The 15,536-nt window shown below is 57.1% G+C and carries 12 protein-coding genes; 8 read left to right on the top strand and 4 right to left on the bottom strand.

The features are described 5' to 3' along the window. Window positions 1–15: 15 nt before the first annotated feature. Window positions 16–1,536, bottom strand: coding sequence for an NCS1 family transporter (locus tag BFX80_RS11005; protein ID WP_240499545.1), 1,521 nt, complete (start codon window positions 1,534–1,536; stop codon window positions 16–18). Between the two features lie 360 nt (window positions 1,537–1,896). Between BFX80_RS11005 and BFX80_RS11000 the strand changes: the two genes are divergently transcribed. The 6 genes from BFX80_RS11000 (at window position 1,897) to BFX80_RS10975 (ending at window position 8,175) form a co-directional block, all read left to right on the top strand. Continuing rightward, window positions 1,897–2,928, top strand: coding sequence for a GntR family transcriptional regulator (locus BFX80_RS11000; protein ID WP_084208907.1), 1,032 nt, complete (start codon window positions 1,897–1,899; stop codon window positions 2,926–2,928). 533 nt (window positions 2,929–3,461) lie between these two features. Beyond that, entirely contained in the window at window positions 3,462–4,343 is an 882-nt protein-coding gene (locus BFX80_RS10995) for a polysaccharide deacetylase family protein (protein WP_084208906.1), read from the top strand. 52 nt (window positions 4,344–4,395) lie between these two features. After that, window positions 4,396–5,757, top strand: a complete 1,362-nt coding sequence (locus BFX80_RS10990; protein WP_084209749.1) for an MFS transporter — start codon at window positions 4,396–4,398, stop codon at window positions 5,755–5,757. Continuing rightward, on the top strand, window positions 5,754–6,542 hold the full coding sequence (locus tag BFX80_RS10985) for an SDR family NAD(P)-dependent oxidoreductase (protein WP_084208905.1): 789 nt from the start codon (window positions 5,754–5,756) through the stop codon (window positions 6,540–6,542). Before BFX80_RS10990 ends, BFX80_RS10985 begins: the two co-directional genes overlap by 4 nt. 61 nt (window positions 6,543–6,603) lie before the next feature. Continuing rightward, complete coding sequence (locus BFX80_RS10980) at window positions 6,604–7,344, top strand: SDR family NAD(P)-dependent oxidoreductase (RefSeq protein ID WP_084208904.1); 741 nt, start codon at window positions 6,604–6,606, stop codon at window positions 7,342–7,344. An 18-nt stretch (window positions 7,345–7,362) separates the two neighbouring features. After that, on the top strand, window positions 7,363–8,175 hold the full coding sequence (locus BFX80_RS10975) for a hypothetical protein (protein ID WP_084208903.1): 813 nt from the start codon (window positions 7,363–7,365) through the stop codon (window positions 8,173–8,175). 126 nt (window positions 8,176–8,301) lie between these two features. Here BFX80_RS10975 and BFX80_RS10970 read toward each other — a convergent pair whose 3' ends face one another. The 3 genes from BFX80_RS10970 to BFX80_RS10960 form a co-directional block, all read right to left on the bottom strand. Beyond that, complete coding sequence (locus BFX80_RS10970) at window positions 8,302–9,924, bottom strand: BCCT family transporter (protein ID WP_084208902.1); 1,623 nt, start codon at window positions 9,922–9,924, stop codon at window positions 8,302–8,304. Window positions 9,925–10,237: 313 nt separating this feature from the next. Next, complete coding sequence (locus tag BFX80_RS10965; RefSeq protein ID WP_084208901.1) at window positions 10,238–11,848, bottom strand: BCCT family transporter; 1,611 nt, start codon at window positions 11,846–11,848, stop codon at window positions 10,238–10,240. Between the two features lie 210 nt (window positions 11,849–12,058). After that, window positions 12,059–12,940: a LysR substrate-binding domain-containing protein gene (locus BFX80_RS10960; RefSeq protein ID WP_240499544.1), complete on the bottom strand. Its 882-nt coding sequence runs from the start codon at window positions 12,938–12,940 to the stop codon at window positions 12,059–12,061. A gap of 132 nt (window positions 12,941–13,072) precedes the next feature. Here BFX80_RS10960 and BFX80_RS10955 point away from each other — a divergent pair, with 132 nt between their 5' ends. Both BFX80_RS10955 and BFX80_RS10950 read left to right on the top strand, forming a co-directional pair. Next, window positions 13,073–13,978 carry a HalD/BesD family halogenase gene (locus BFX80_RS10955; protein WP_338079098.1) on the top strand — a complete coding sequence of 302 codons (906 nt, stop codon included), beginning with the start codon at window positions 13,073–13,075 and terminating at the stop codon, window positions 13,976–13,978. An 86-nt stretch (window positions 13,979–14,064) separates the two neighbouring features. Then, complete coding sequence (locus BFX80_RS10950; protein ID WP_157109479.1) at window positions 14,065–15,321, top strand: M24 family metallopeptidase; 1,257 nt, start codon at window positions 14,065–14,067, stop codon at window positions 15,319–15,321. Window positions 15,322–15,536: the final 215 nt, after the last annotated feature.

Below are 15,536 nucleotides of genomic sequence, written 5' to 3'. Positions count from 1 at the left end.
GCGCTATCGGACAAATCAGCGATCTTCACGCTTGAGAGCACTGGTCGGAATGTCGTCAGTTTTCAAGCGCTCGAAGTGTCCTTGTTGGGTATAGACCCAGTTGCGGCCTACCGAGGTTGCCAAGAAGCGATCATTGAAACCGGAGTCGATCTCTTCTTGAGGGTAGTGTCGCAGTATCCAGCCCTTCATCAGCAGTACATAGACCACCAGAGCTGTCACGAAACCAACGGCGTAGGCGTACTCGAGAAAGATCAGGGCCATGGAGCCACCCGTGATCCAGGCAATGAGAGCTGCCGGATTGAAGCCCTTGAAAAAGCGGAACTGACCGGTGGGAGAATACAGAGCCGGAACATTGAGTCGGCGGCGACGAAGCAGGTAATAATCCGCCACCATGATGCCGCCTACTGCCGATAGTACGGCACCGTAGTAGCTCAGGAAGGCAAACAGGTTGTCGAGAATCAACCAGGGCATGGAGGCCGTGCCGATGATGCCCGCGATAACCAGGGCCATCGGGTAGCTCACACGCGGTGCACCCGCATTCACGAAGGTAAGAGCTGCAGGAATCAAGTTGGCGGCGTTATTGGTCGACCATTGAGCGAGGATGACCATTGCCAACAGGGCAATCAGCGTCAGTCCTCCACCTTGACCCTGAATGACCGTGACAGGGTTCCAGTCACCTGCCGCGATGAATGACACACCGCCGATCAGCGCGATCCATGCTTGTGTGACAGGTAGCGCAACAAATTGAGCGACGAGGACGTTGCGATTTCGCGCAAGGAAGTTGCGTTGCCCACCGGTGGTCTTGAGAAAGCGTGTCAAGTTGGGGATGTCGACGGCCAATGCTGACCAGAATGCCATGTTGGCAAAGAATAGCCCCAGCGCTGCGACGTTCTGATCACCGACAAAGGTCCAGATATTGATGCCTTGCGTCTTGGCCAGTACATCGAGTGTGAAGTACATCCACACGGAGATCGCGACGATGCAGGGGGCGGCAATGGAGGCCAGGAGCTCCACGGCGCGTATGCCAAGAGCCGTATTGATGATCTGAATGGCCGCGAAGAGCACGTACCAGACCACCCAGTTATCGAAGCCCCATAGATATTCGACGATACCATTGAGCGCTATGGCACCGAGGTAGGTTTGTACCCCAAACCATATCGCCGCCACGATACCGCGTGATACGGCAGGCAGGTGAGTCCCCTTGAGCCCGAAAGGAGCCCGTAGATACACGGCAAACGATAGCCCATGTTCAGTGCCGATATCGGCAGTCAGGGTCATCACGATACCCAGAGCGAGATTGGCGAGGAAGATGATTGCCACGACATGCAGCAAGGGGAGCCCGGCAACTCCGCCTGCACCGAGCTGGAATGTCGCAATGATGACCGCCATGCCGATCCATAGCCAGATGAACCCGAGGAAGCCAATGGTTCTCTGGTTCAACCATACCGGCAGAATGGAAGCTTTCAGAAGATGTTGAGCATCATCGGAAGCTGCGTTTGATCGGTCAGGTAGGGGGGCATGCTGAGTGTGTTCCACGGCATCGCTCCAGAGTTGGATGGTTGTTATTGGAGTGCGATAGCGTCGAAGAGCATAGGGCTGTCTCCAGATCGCATAAATGCAGTATGGATACAAAAATCATTTTTTGGCAACCTTTGAAACCTGTACCTCGCCGCGCAACTAGTGCATAACCATTTCTGAGTCGGGTTTTTCAGTGAGAAAATCGGGTTATCAAAGGCAAGTAAGCGCAAAGCGGCTTTGGAGGCGGTAGAAAAAGTCATTTTTTCGCATGCTCGAAAGAGCGTGAGCGAAGTGTCAAAATGTTCCGGACCGTCGACCCCTGGTGACAGAGGCTTCGTCGGGGAGGATCCCGCGGGTCCAGAGTGATCCGGCGACATCATGGAGGAATGGGTTCTGGCCAGTGCAAACAGTTCTACCAAGCGTCAGGAGAGTCGTGCCCCGCGCTATGCGATGATTGAAGATTCTCTGCGAGAAGCGATTCTGTCCGAGCGCATGCCCACCAACCTTGTGTTATTGGAGGGTCCTATCGCGCGACTGTTCGGGACTAGTCGTGGGCCGGTACGCAAAGCCCTGGAACTGCTTCATGAACAAGGCCTCATCAGTCGGTTCGAGGGTCGCGGCTTCTTGGCGACCCCGGATCCTGATGCCGTGACACCATCACGTGAACCGCTGACACCTCAGCTGCTGGGGCTGGGGCATGAGGAAGCGCCGGTCGTGGACACGCGACCGGCTGCAGAGCGCATTCATGCGGAGGTGGAGGAGGCCGTGGCGATGTGTCTGGCCTTTGGGCATTTCCGCATCATCGAGACGGCGCTAAGCGAGTTCTATGGGGTAAGTCGAACCGTGGCTCGGGAGGTCCTGGGGCGCTTGCGCAGTAAACGTCTTGTCGAGAAGGATCGTCACTCGCACTGGTTGGCGGGGCCCTTGACTGCACAGGCCGTCGCTGAGGATTTCGAGATTCGAGTACTGCTTGAACCAGCAGCTCTGAGAGCTTCTGGTCCCATGTTGGAGCGTGCTGAACTCATGGACATGCGGTCGCGATTACAGCGTCTGCTTGATCACCCCGAAGAACAGAGTGTCGCCACGATTTCCAGGCTGGAAAATGACCTGCATCAGCAGTGTCTGCGTCATTATCGCAACCGTAAGGCCAGTGAGATGATTGCCCAGAGCCAGCTACCGATGATCGTCAATCGAATGTTCTTTCAGATGCTGGGGGTGCCGAGGCACGAGCCGCTGCTGATGGAACACAAGCTGGTCATTGATCACCTGATCTATGGGGCATTCGACGCTGCAGCTTCCAGTCTGCAATCCCATCTTCAAGCGGCTGCAGAGCGGACTCGGCGGCGCTTGAAAGTCCTGTCAGTATTCCCTGAGCCAGACCTTCCTCCCTACCTGCTTCGCATCGTCTAAGGTGTGATATTTCGACGAATGCCATAGGTTCTCCCCCTGATGGTGATGCGTGTCACGAGGTAGTGGAACTGCTGCCTCGTGGTATCGCACGCTGAGCCATTGCGCTCCCTTCCCCCTCAAGTAGTCTCTCGCTGCCTCGTGCTGTCTGGCGTGCTTCCGCGTCATCACGTCGCCCATCTAAAATGGTGTCTGTATACGTTTCTTCTTAAAAATGATCATTGTTGAAAATGATCCTAGACGCTTTAGCCTTTGGTCGAAAGCTGGCATGAAGTGCACCACTCCTCTCGATTCCATCGTTCTCGTGTAAATCGCTTTTCAGTTAATAAGTTAGCCGCAAAACCTCTATTCCTGGGTCAGTGTTTATGCGCTGATCGAGATGTATGTCGATCTACACATCTTCTTGACAAAAATGACCTTTGTATCCAGTCTCCAATTCAGGGCGGGTGTGATCACTGCCATGCCGTCGTTCGGCCCATACGTGCAAGGTGAGAACGACAGCACACCATGACAAGTTCACTAACGAGGTGGTCAAGATGGCGAAGAAAGAGATTCTGTGTGCTTTTGGGGTCGATGTTGATGCAGTAGCCGGTTGGCTGGGTTCCTACGGTGGTGAAGATTCTCCTGACGACATTTCGCGCGGTCTATTTGCTGGGGAAGTCGGGGCGCCGCGATTGCTCAAGCTGTTCGAGCGTTACGACCTGAAGACCACCTGGTTCATTCCTGGCCACAGTATCGAGACATTCCCGGAGCAGATGAAGGCGGTGGTAGAGGCGGGACATGAGGTTGGCGTACATGGCTATAGCCATGAAAATCCGATCGCCATGACGCGCGAGCAGGAGCGCGACGTGCTGGATTACAACATCGACTTGGTGACCAAACTGTCAGGCAAGCGCCCGACGGGTTATGTCGCGCCGTGGTGGGAATTCAGTCCGGTGACCAACGAGCTGCTGCTTGAGCGCGGAATCAAGTACGACCACAGCCTGATGCATAATGATTTTCATCCCTACTACGTTCGTGTTGGTGACTCCTGGACCAAGATTGATTATTCGAAATCAGCCAAGGAATGGATGAAACCGCTTGTGCGTGGTGAGGAAACGGATCTAATCGAAATTCCCGCCAACTGGTATCTCGACGACCTGCCGCCAATGATGTTTATCAAGAAGGCACCCAATAGCCATGGCTTCGTTAGCCCTCGCCACTTGGGAGAGATGTGGCAGGACCAGTTCGATTGGGTCTATCGCGAAAATGACTACGCCGTCTTCACCATGACGATTCATCCGGATGTGTCAGGTCGCCCTCAGGTGCTGATGATGCTTGAACGTCTTATCGAGCATATGAAGAGTCATGAAGGCGTTCGTTTCTGTACTTTCGACGAAATTGCCGATGATTTCGCGGCACGTAATCCACGCAAATGATGCACCCCCCTTAACCCCTATATAACGACAATCAAATGAGAGGGTAATGAGGATGACTGAACGAACGTCGAATGTAATAGTCAAGGGGCAGGCTGCAAGCGCAGATGAACCTTGGAATGCTGAAATTACCAATAAGCAGATCGGCTATGCTTCTCTGGTTTGCTTCATTGCCTGGGTGGCTTCGGTCTATGACTACACCCTATTTGGCACACTATTACCCGTGATTGCTGATGATTTCGGGTGGACTACTGCCAAGGCCACAGCGGTCAATACCTGGGCGACGATTGGCGTGTTTGCCGTTTCTCTGGTTGTCGGCACCATGCTTGACCGCTTCGGCCGCAAGAATACCTTGATTCTACTGGTGATCGGCGGAGCACTTAGTTCCGGCCTGTCCGGGATCGCTATTGGTGCGGCATCAATGGTGATCATTCGAGCTTTCTCAGGCTTTGCTGTCTCTGAAGAAGTCGTCAATGCCGTATACCTCAATGAGATCTACAAGAAAGCCAAGGGTCGCGGCTTCATGTTCAGTCTTGTCCAGAGCGGCTGGCCAGTAGGGGCGCTGCTGTCGGCCGGGATGACGGCAATGCTACTGCCAGTCGTTGGCTGGCGTGGCAGTTTCTTTGTGGCGGCCTGTGCGTCGATCATCGTCATCGTGATGGCCATGAAACTGCCGGAATCGCCGGTGTTCGCTGCCATCAAGGAAGTTGAGCGTCGTCGTAAATCGGGTGATGCTGCCGGGGCTGCCGCATTGGCTGCCGAGCATGATATTGAAGTCAATACAGGCAATAACCTTGGGCTCAAAGGGGTGTTCGGGCCAGAACTGCGTCGTCATACCATCTCGCTGTCATTGGTTTGGTTATTCAGCTGGATGGCGATCCAGGTCTTTGCCGTGTTGGGAACGACAGTCCTGGTGGAAGCGAAAAGCGTAAGTTTTGAAAGCTCTTTGTATGTCTTGATCCTGGCCAATGCGGTGGGCTTCGTGGGGTACCTGACACATGGTTGGCTTGGGGATCGCATTGGCCGTCGCACGACGGTGATGTTGGGCTTCCTGTTGGGCGGCATCGCTAGTGTAGTGATGCTGTTGGGCCCGGCCAGTGATGGCTTTGTCTACATGATGTATGCCATCACGCTGTTCTTCTTGCTTGGCCCGTTCGCCGCCATCCTGTTCTACATGGGGGAGTCTTTCCCGGCTCACGTCCGTGGTACAGGAGCCAATGTCGCCCACGTGATGGCCCCAGTGGGAGCTATCGTCGGTTCCGGTTTGGTCTCCGTGCTACTGACGGCAGGGGTGAGCATGACGTGGGCCGCTATCCTGGCGGGGTCTCTGCCATTGATGCTCAGTGGCCTTCTGATGTTGGGGACTCGCAAGGTGGATCACCCTGAAGAGGATGTTCTAAAGGAGGCAGTCGCATGAGTTCCTTGACACGTGACGATGGTTTGGCTGGCAAGGTGGCGATCATCTCCGGGGCTGCCAGCGGAATTGGTCAAGCCCTGGCGGTCAGTTACGCCAAGGCTGGGGTAAAGGTAGTCGCAGGGTATTACCCCAGTGATCCTCATGATATCGAAGATACCTTGTCAGCCGTCAGGGAGGCTGGTGGCGAGTGTATTGCCGTAGCGGTGGATGTCCGTGATGGAGACCAATGCGACTCTCTCGCTCAGGCAGCCACTGAGGCTTTCGGGCAGTTGGATATTGCCGTGGCGGGAGCAGGGATTCTGCGTCAGTCTCCGTTGGAAACGCTATCCGACGATGCCTGGAATGACATGTTGTCGGTGGACCTGACTGGTGTCATGCGAGTATTTCGCAGCGCCTCGCGTGTCATGAAGGGGCCGGGTGCCATGGTGGCAATTTCCTCCATCGCTGGTGGCGTTTACGGATGGGACAATCACTGCCATTACGCGGCTGCTAAGAGTGGATTGATGGGGCTGGTGAAATCACTTGCAGTGGAGCTTGCCCCGCGTGGCATTCGAGTCAATACCCTGATACCGGGCTTGATCGAGACTCCTCAGTCGCTTGATCCGGTCAACTCGCTAGGCCCTGATGGTCTGGTTGCTGCAGGCAAGGTCATTCCGGCAGGGCGAGTAGGGCGTGCTGATGAAGTTGCCCGTACGGTACGCTTCTTGACCAGTGATGATGCTTCCTATGTCACCGGTCAGCAGTTGATCGTTGATGGTGGGCTGACGGTTCGTTGGCCGAGCTGATCGCTGAATGACGGGGCAGAGTCCCTGCCCCGTTCCTTCTCTATTGCTGGAGAGATGTTCCATGTCACAGAAACTTCATGGCAAGGTGGCTCTGATCGTCGGTGGTGCGAGTGGAATCGGTTTGGCCATCGCGAATCTGTATCATGCGGAAGGCGCTACCATTGCAATTGCCGATCGTGATGTCGAAGCCTGCGGCAAGGCTGCAAAGTCGCTCGAGACTCGCATCAGCACCCATGTCGTTGATGCCTCTGATGAAATGTCAGTCAAGAACATGATCGATAGCGTGATTGCGAAGCATCAGGTCATTGATGTATTGGTCAATAGCGCTGGCATTCTGGATGAAACTCCCTTCCTGGAAATGACCTCTGAGACCTTTGATCGCATGATCGGTATCAATTTACGCGGGGTCTTCCTGATCAGTCGCTACGTTGCCTCGCACATGGTCGAGCGAAAGCAGGGGCGTATCATCAATATCGCCTCACAGCTGGCACTCAAGGGAGGTGTGGGATTATCACACTACTGTGCGGCTAAAGCCGGTGTATTGGGGCTGACCAAGTCGATGGCACGAGAGCTGGCACCTTACAATGTTCTGACCAATGCGATAGCCCCAGGCCCGATTCTGACGCCTATGCTGGAAGGCCTGAGTTCCGAGTGGATTGCCGCAAAGGAGGCAGAGCTTCCTTTGGGACGTTTCGGTAGAGCGGAAGAGGTAGCACCAACGGCACTGATGCTGGCGGCTTCACCTGACGGCGATCTCTACCTCGGGCAGTGTCTAGGTCCCAATAGTGGCGATGTCATGTAATCACGCGGGAGTGTGTTGATGTTAGGGCTTCTGCTGGTCAAATGGTTGTCGACTGCCCTGATCGTGATCGGCGTGTCAGTCGCCGTGATGCGACTGGGCCCCAAACTTGGTGGAGTATTGGCGGGAACGCCTATCGTATTGGCGCCGGGTTACTTCTTTATGCTGCAGGAACAGTCGGCTACGTTTGTGGCTGATGCTGCGCTCGGTACCCTGCATGCCATGTTGGCGACCCTTGCCTTTTGCCTGGGGTATGTGCTGCTGGCAGCTCATAGAGGTGCCACCCTGAGTGGTGTACTTGCAGCGCTTCTATGGTTGCCGGTAGCAGCCTTGGCCGGACTGATGCCGGGTGGGCTTGGGCTGGCTCTTGTCGTGTTCCTGTCTTCCCATTGCCTGGCTTTAAGATTTACTCGTGGGTTGGGACTTGCGCGCGCGCTGTCAGTATCACCTCCACGATGGGGGGATCTCGTAGTCCGTGGTGCACTCGCAGGAACTATTGTCTGTCTTGCCACAGTAGTACTGGACGATATTGCTCCATCTGTCTCTGGTATTGCCTTGAGTTTCCCGATTGGCATGCTGACCATTGCCTTGACACTTCACCAACGGTATGGAGCCGAGGTTGCCAGAGCGACATTGGCGGCGACACAGCTTGGAATGCTGAGTCTGGTAGCCTTTAGCGCAGTGATGGTAATGAGTGTTCAGTTATTGCCGTGGGGGTATGCCTTTGCTGCATCACTCATAGCCTCTGTTGGCGTGAGCTATATGTTATGGGTATTTCAGCAGTTGAAGATAACTGACTTCTATAAAAATAACTTTCGGCTTTTTGAGCGGTAATGTTATCAAAGATATTTCTATAAGGAGTTGTTTATATTTCACGCAACAAGATGGTTGCTTTCTCTAGGCCAAAAAACGCCCTGCACAATGTGCAGGGCGTTTTCGTTGTGACGCATCAATCGCAGTCTACTGCGAGGTTGCCGACGATTTGCGTGTGCTCTCCCAGCGTTGGTGGGCCTCCGGGGAGTAACTGCGGGAAGGCGTGTGCTCGAGACCGATCTTGGCGGTACCGATCGACACCAGGCGCAGCAGGGAGGCTGTCGCGACAATCACGATGAACAGCGCCGGGACACCGCCGAGGTTGGAGAGCATCTTGATGCCATCGATCCCGACGAATGCGGTCATGATCCAGGCGACGGCACCGATGGTGCAGCCCCAGATGATCTTCATGAGCAGGCGGTCATTGGTATTTTCATCGCTGTCTCCGGCCATGGCAGCCTGACTGTCGGTGCTGCACAGCTGACTGATCGCTTCGGTATTGGAGTCAGCCGCCGTCACGAAGGACAGGAAGGCGATGATCAGGAAGACGATGCCGACCAGGCCGCTCATCGGAAGCTCATCGAACAGGGCATAGATGACGGAACCGGCACCTGAATCATTCAACAATTGATACAGCGCGCCGCCGCTCTGCATATCGAATTCGATGGTGGAGCTTGCGAAGACACTGACATAGGTAATCGAGAACAGGGCCGGTGCGACCAGGTTGATCAGCATGAACTGACGCACGGTATAGCCACGGGAGATCTTGCCGAGGAACAGGGCGGAAATCGGTGCCCATGCCATCCAGTTGGCCCAGTAGAAGATGCTCCAGCTCTTCGGCCACGGATCACCATCAAAGGCACCGGTGAACAGGCTTTTCTGCATGAAATTGTTGAAATACTCGCCAGCCGCTTCCGTGCCGTAGCCGAGAATGGTCTGGGTCGGGCCACACAGGAAGACAAAGGCCATGAAGACGAAGAAGGCCTTGGCATTGATGGCGGACAGACGCGCGATGCCTTTCTGCAGACCGCTGGCCGCGGAAGCGGTAAAGCAGGCCACGATGGCCAGAGTCACCAGACCCAGCATCATGGTGCCGGTACCGGTGCCCAGGAAGCGATCCAGGCCGCCGGCAAGCGTCATGGCACCGGTTCCCAGCGAAGATGCCATGCCGCAGACCAGCGCAAACAACGCCAATGCATCCAGCGCACGCCCCTTGCGACCGATCAGCCTGTCACCGATCAATGGCACGAAAAGCGTCCCCAGAGAGAAGGGTTTTCCCAGGTTGTAATGCATCAGGGCAAACAGCAAGGCGGGGACGGTATAGATGGCATACGGCGTGAATGACCAGTGAAGGAACATGGTCGATAGTGCGAATCTGGCAGCCTCAGGCGTATTGGCAGCCACATCCAGTGAACCTGGCGGAGTATGCAGATGATAGAGCGGTTCTGCGGTTGACCAGAACATGATGCCAACGGCCAGGGTGGTACACAGCGTGATGGAGAACCAGCGCCATGGCGTCAGAATCCGACTGGCATTTTCTCCGCCGATTCGCGTGCGTCCCAATGGTGAAAGGTATGTCACCAGGCACGTTACCACCATGGCAAGCGCCGTGATCGAGAACAGCCAACCGAACTTGTCGAGCACCCAGTCATTCAGGGTGGTGGTGGTCGCGAGGAATCCTTCAAGATTGATGAGGCTCGCGGCCACCGCAACCATCAGCAGGATGAACGGTGGCCAGAAGACGAGTGGGCGGACGGATGAACCAAACATGCGCATTCCTATAATTTCTTATGAGGATGCGGATGCTAACTCATAAATTTCTGTTTTGTCAGCGTTGAGATTCGCTCATCAACGGCGTATATACGCGCGCGTTCATGTAATGCGCTGGCAGGATTTGCGGAAAGTTCTGTCAAAAATTACTCCAGAGGTGCGCGCGTTCTGACCGCCACGCGGGCCGCAGGGTCTACGCCACCGCGCGGGCCATGACGCTCAAGAGAAAACCACGACACCCCCGTCGCCTCTCGGCCCGGGGGTGTCGTGGTTTTCTCTTGAGGACTGCAGTATCACGCCATCTCGAGTTGGCTCAGCTGGACTGGGAAGATTGCCAACGCTGATGGGCTTCTGCCGAATAACTGCGTGACGGCGTGTGCTCGAGGCCGATCTTGGCGGTACCGATGGAGACCAGTCGAATCAACGAGGCAGTCGCGCCGATGACGATGAACAGCGCCGGCACGCCGCCGAGATTGGAGAGCATCTTGATGCCGTCGATGCCGACGAAGGAGGTCATGATCCAGGCGACGGCGCCGATGGTCGAGCCCCAGATGATCTTCATCATCAGTCGCCCCTTGCTGCGGTCTTCGCTTTCGTTGCCTGCCAGAGCCTCCTGGCTATCCGAGCTGCAGAGTTGGCTGATGGCGTCGGTATTGGAGTCGGCCGCTGTCACGAAGGACAGGAAGGCGATGACCAGGAAGATCCCCCCCACCAGAGAGCTCATCGGTAGCTCATCGAAGAGTGCGTAGATCACCGAGCCCGCGCCGGAATCCGAGAGGATGCCATACAGGGCGCCGCCACTTTCCATATCCAGCTTGATCGTGGTGCTGCTGAACACCGCGACATAGATGATCGAGAAGAGCGAGGGCGCCACCATGTTGATCAGCATGAACTGCCGCACGGTATAGCCCCGCGAGATCTTGCCCAGGAACAGGGCGGAAATCGGTGCCCATGCCATCCAGTTGGCCCAGTAGAAGATGGTCCAGCTCTGTGGCCAGGGATCATTGTCGAAGGCCCCGGTGAACAGATTCTTGCTCATGAAGTTGGTGAAGTACTCGCCAGCCGCTTCCGTGCCGTAGCCGAGGATGGTCAGCGTCGGACCGAAGGCGAACACGAAGATGAGAAAGGCGAAGAAGGCCTTGGCGTTGATGGCGGACAGGCGTGCGATGCCCTTCTGCAGACCACTGGCCGCTGAAGCGGTGAAACACAGTACGATCGCGAGGGTGACGATGCCCAGCATCAGCGGACCCGAGCCAGTGCCGAGGAAGCGGTCGATGCCGCCTGCCAGGGTCATGGCCCCTGTGCCGAGGGACGACGCCATGCCACAGACCAGGGCGAAGAGCGCGAGTGCATCGAGCACACGTCCCTTGCGACCGATCAGTCGGTCTCCCAGCAGCGGCACGAACAGGGTGCCGAGCGAGAAGGGCTTGCCGAGGTTGTAATGCATCAGGGCAAAGATCAGCGCAGGGACGGTGTAGATCGCATAGGGCGTGAACGACCAGTGCAGGAACATGGTCGAGAGCGCGAACCGCGCGGCTTCCGGGCTATTGGCGGCAATGTCCAGCGAAGTGGGCGGCGAGTGAAGATGATAAAGCGGCTCTGCGGTCGACCAGAACATGATGCCTACGGCCAACGTGGTGCATAACGTGATGGAGAACCAACGCCATGGGGACAACAGTCGCGTCGCGTTCTCGCCGCCGATACGGGTACGGCCCAGTGGCGAAAGATAGGCGATGAGGCAGGCCACCACCATGCTGAGCGCCGTGATGGAAAACAACCAGCCTAACTTGCTGAGTACCTGGTTGTTGAGATTGGTGGTGACAGCCAGAAAGCTGTCCAGATCGATCAAGCTCGCCAATACGGAGGCGAACAGCAGAATGAAAGGTGGCCAGAAGACCAGTGGACGCACGGATGCTCCGAACATGTGAGTTTCCTCGTTCTTGTTGTCGTGTCTTGCGATGTTGCCGGGGAGGGCGCCAGTCGATCAGGGGCATGCAGTGAACTGCCGTGCAGCGTAGGGCAGTGGTAAGAGAAAAATCTTCTCGGCTGTCGTCAATGGATGCGTGGAGGGCGTATTCGGGATAGTGAAAATTCGTGCATAAGCAGCAAGACCGCATGGGCGGCACCTTCCGCCTCAGGTCTGAGCCTCGTCTCGCAACAAGTCGCGAATCATCTCCGCACAGGTATCGAATATCGGGTGCGTCAGGCTGGGGGAACGATGAAGTTCGATCTCCGCGGTAGGCAGCGTTGGCAGACCCATGTCCTCACCCAGTTCATACCAGTCTTCAGGCAACGAACGTCGATCTGCCACCGTGATGGCATGGCCCTGATTGACGATGACTCTCAAGCCGCTGGGGCTCTGACTGGTGGAATCGATACGCCAGCTGCGTTCGGCCTGCGTCAGGGCGGACAAGGCCCGTTCGCGATAGATGCATTGCTCAGGGAACAGTGCCAATGGCAGCGGAGCGCCGGGGTCCAGCACGAAGCGTTGATGCGCCGCCCACACCACAGGCTCGCGAGACAGCAATTCCCCCTGGCGTTGTTGGTTGTGACTGACCGCGATGACCAGATCCAGCTGACCGGCATCGAGCTGTTCCAGCAGTTCCGTGGACATCCGGCAGTGGATGTGTGGCCGGATCTGGGGATGACGCTCACTGATCTGTGCCAGTAGCTGCGGCAGCCAGGTGGTGGCGTAGTCCTCCGGCAAGCCGAGGCGCAACGTGATCGGGTGGTCGTTTTCACCGAGGGCAGCCACGGCTTCACGTTGCAATTGCAGGATGCGGCGTGCGTAGCGCAGAAAGGTTCGACCGGCATCGGTCAATTCCATATGCCGACTGGTGCGTATCAGCAGTCGGTAGCCGAGTCGTTCCTCGAGGGTGCTGATGCGCAGACTGACGGTGGACTGGGTACGGTGCAGATGGCGTGACGCCTGAGTGAAGCTCCCGCTGTCGGCGACGGTCACGAATGCCAGCAGCAGATCCGTATCCAGCGAGGGCAAGGGGCGAGGCGCGTTCACGCTTGATGTATCGGGTCTGCCGATGGATTTCATTGGAATGACTCGTTTCTCAAATGCATGGATTCTGGCCAGCATAGTGCCTGACCCACGAGCTGTCTTGTCCCCCCAGACCCATGACGTGAGGATACCTCCGTGAATGACCTGACTTCCGCGATGCCCCCGCCATTGGCCGATGCCGAGACCGTCGATCTCTCCGCGTTGGTCGATACCGAGCGTTACCCCCTGCATGACCCCCGATCTCCAGCGCTTGAGGCCACGATCGCCAAGGCGCGAGAAGATCTCGAGCGTGAGGGATGCGCCGTATTGAGAGGTTTTCTGCGTCCGGAGCGCCTGGCGCAGATGCAAGCGGAAACGGCTCGCCTCGCCGAGTGCGCGTTCTTCAACACTCGCGAGGTGAATGCCTATTTCACGGCCGATGACGACCGCTTGCCCCACCAGGATCCGCGTCGCCTGTTCATGACCCGCACCAGTGGCTTCGTGACGCGCGACATGATTCCTGCCGATAGCCTGATGCAGCGGCTGTACGTCTCGCAGGCCATGAAGCAACTGGTGTCGGCCTGTCTTGGGCGCGAGCGGGTGTACGAGTATGCCGACCCCTTTGCCGGGCTCGTGCTCAACGTGCTGCCAGAGGGCACCGAGCAACCCTGGCACTACGACACCAACGAATTCATCGTCACCATGATGACCCAACAGCCCGAGAGCGGTGGTCAGTTCGAGTATTGTCCCGGCATCCGCACCCCCAACGATGAGCATTACGCTGCCGTGGGCGAAGTGATCCGGGGAGAGTCGCGTGAAGCGGTGAAGACCCTGAGTCTCAACCCGGGGGATCTGCAGTTGTTCAAGGGGCGGTTCAGTCTGCACCGCGTCACGCGGGTCTCAGGTGAGGTGCCCCGACTGACGGCGATCTTCGCCTATTCCGAAACGCCGGGAGTGGTGGGGCGACTGGAACGCACGCGCCAGCTGTATGGGCGCGTCTCGGAGCAGCACATTCTGGCGGAAGCCCGATACGTCCAGCGCGCCGACGGTCTGCTCGACTGATCGATGTCCGGTATACCCGTGACGCCTTCTCAACTTGCATGCGCCTTTCGGGCGCTTGATCGAACACTCCCCACAGGGCATCCCACATGAAAATGGACCTGACGGCGATGGGCATCCTCGCTCCGACCCATGCACTGGAAGACTGCGAACCGACGTCGGAAGAGATTGCGCAGATCCAATGTGACCGACTCGCGCGTGTTCGCCAGGAGTTGGCCCGACGCGATATCACGGCGGCAGTCCTGTTCGACCCGGCACACGTCCGCTATGCCACCGGGTCCCGCAACATGCAGGTGTACAGTTCGCGCAATCCCGCTCGTTACGTATTCGTCCCCGCCGCAGGGCCGGTCGTGTTGTTCGAGTTCTCGGGGTGCGAACACCTGGCCAGCCATCTACCGACCGTGGACGAGATTCGCCCGGCCAAGGCGATTTCCTATTACTTCAACGAGAAGAATACACAAGCCGTCACCAGAGCCTGGGCGGATGAAATCATCGATCTGGTGCGTCAGTGCGGCGGAGGTGAGCGGATCGCCATCGAAAGCGCAACCGCGGAAGCCGCTTTCATGCTCGAGCAGCGAGGCTATCAGGTGCTGGATGCTCAGGAGCCTCTTGAGCAGGCGCGAGCCTTCAAGGTGCCCAACGAGATAAAGATGATTCGCTCCTCGCTGAGAGCGGTCGAGGAGGGAGTGCGCAAACTGGAGGCCTCCATACGGCCTGGGGTCACCGAGAATCACGTCTGGTCCCGGCTGCATCAGCACATCATCGAGACAGACGCCGACTTCATCGAGACCCGCCTCATGAATTCCGGGCCGCGCACCAATCCCTGGTTCCAGGAATGTTCCGACCGGATCATCCAGGCGGGAGAACTGGTCGCGCTGGATACCGACGTGGTCGGGCGTTACGGGTACTACGCGGATTTCTCGAGAACCTTCCTGTGTGGCACGGGTGAGGCCAGCGCCGAGCAGAAATCGCTCTATCGCATGGCGTATGACCAGATCCAGACCAACATGGAAAATCTCAAGCCGGGGGTCAGCTTCAAGGAATACGCCGAACGTGCCTGGCGCATCCCTCCCGGCTATCGCGCGCGTCGCTACTTTGCCCTGGCACATGGTGTCGGAATGAACGGTGAGTATCCCTACATCGTTCATCGCGAGGATATCGAGGACAAGGGTTACGACGGCATTCTCGAGCCTGGGATGACGCTATGCGTGGAGAGCTATATCGGACATGAGTCCGGCGGCGAAGGCGTCAAGCTCGAAGAGCAGCTGTACATTCGTGACGATGGTCAGGTGGAACTGTTGTCGGACTATCCCTTCGATGAGCGCCTGCTGAGCCAGGCCGTTTGAGCCAGGCCGTTTGAGTCAGGCCGGTTGAGTCAGGCCGGCTGAGCCGGACCCAGGTAGCTTGCCGACGCGCATCGGCATTACGCGGCATGGCGGCTTTGGTAACATGAGGTCAATTGTGCGGGTGGCTGTCAGCGACGGTCACCCGCTTTGCCATTGTCTCATGGCGAAAGAGGGCCAGAGGGCGGCCGTGTGCCGTGAACGTGAGAGAGCGTCGA

Origin of the sequence: Cobetia marina (assembly GCF_001720485.1) — a bacterium.
In the GTDB taxonomy this organism is placed as follows: domain Bacteria; phylum Pseudomonadota; class Gammaproteobacteria; order Pseudomonadales; family Halomonadaceae; genus Cobetia; species Cobetia marina.
This window is presented reverse-complemented; position numbering and strand designations above follow the sequence as displayed.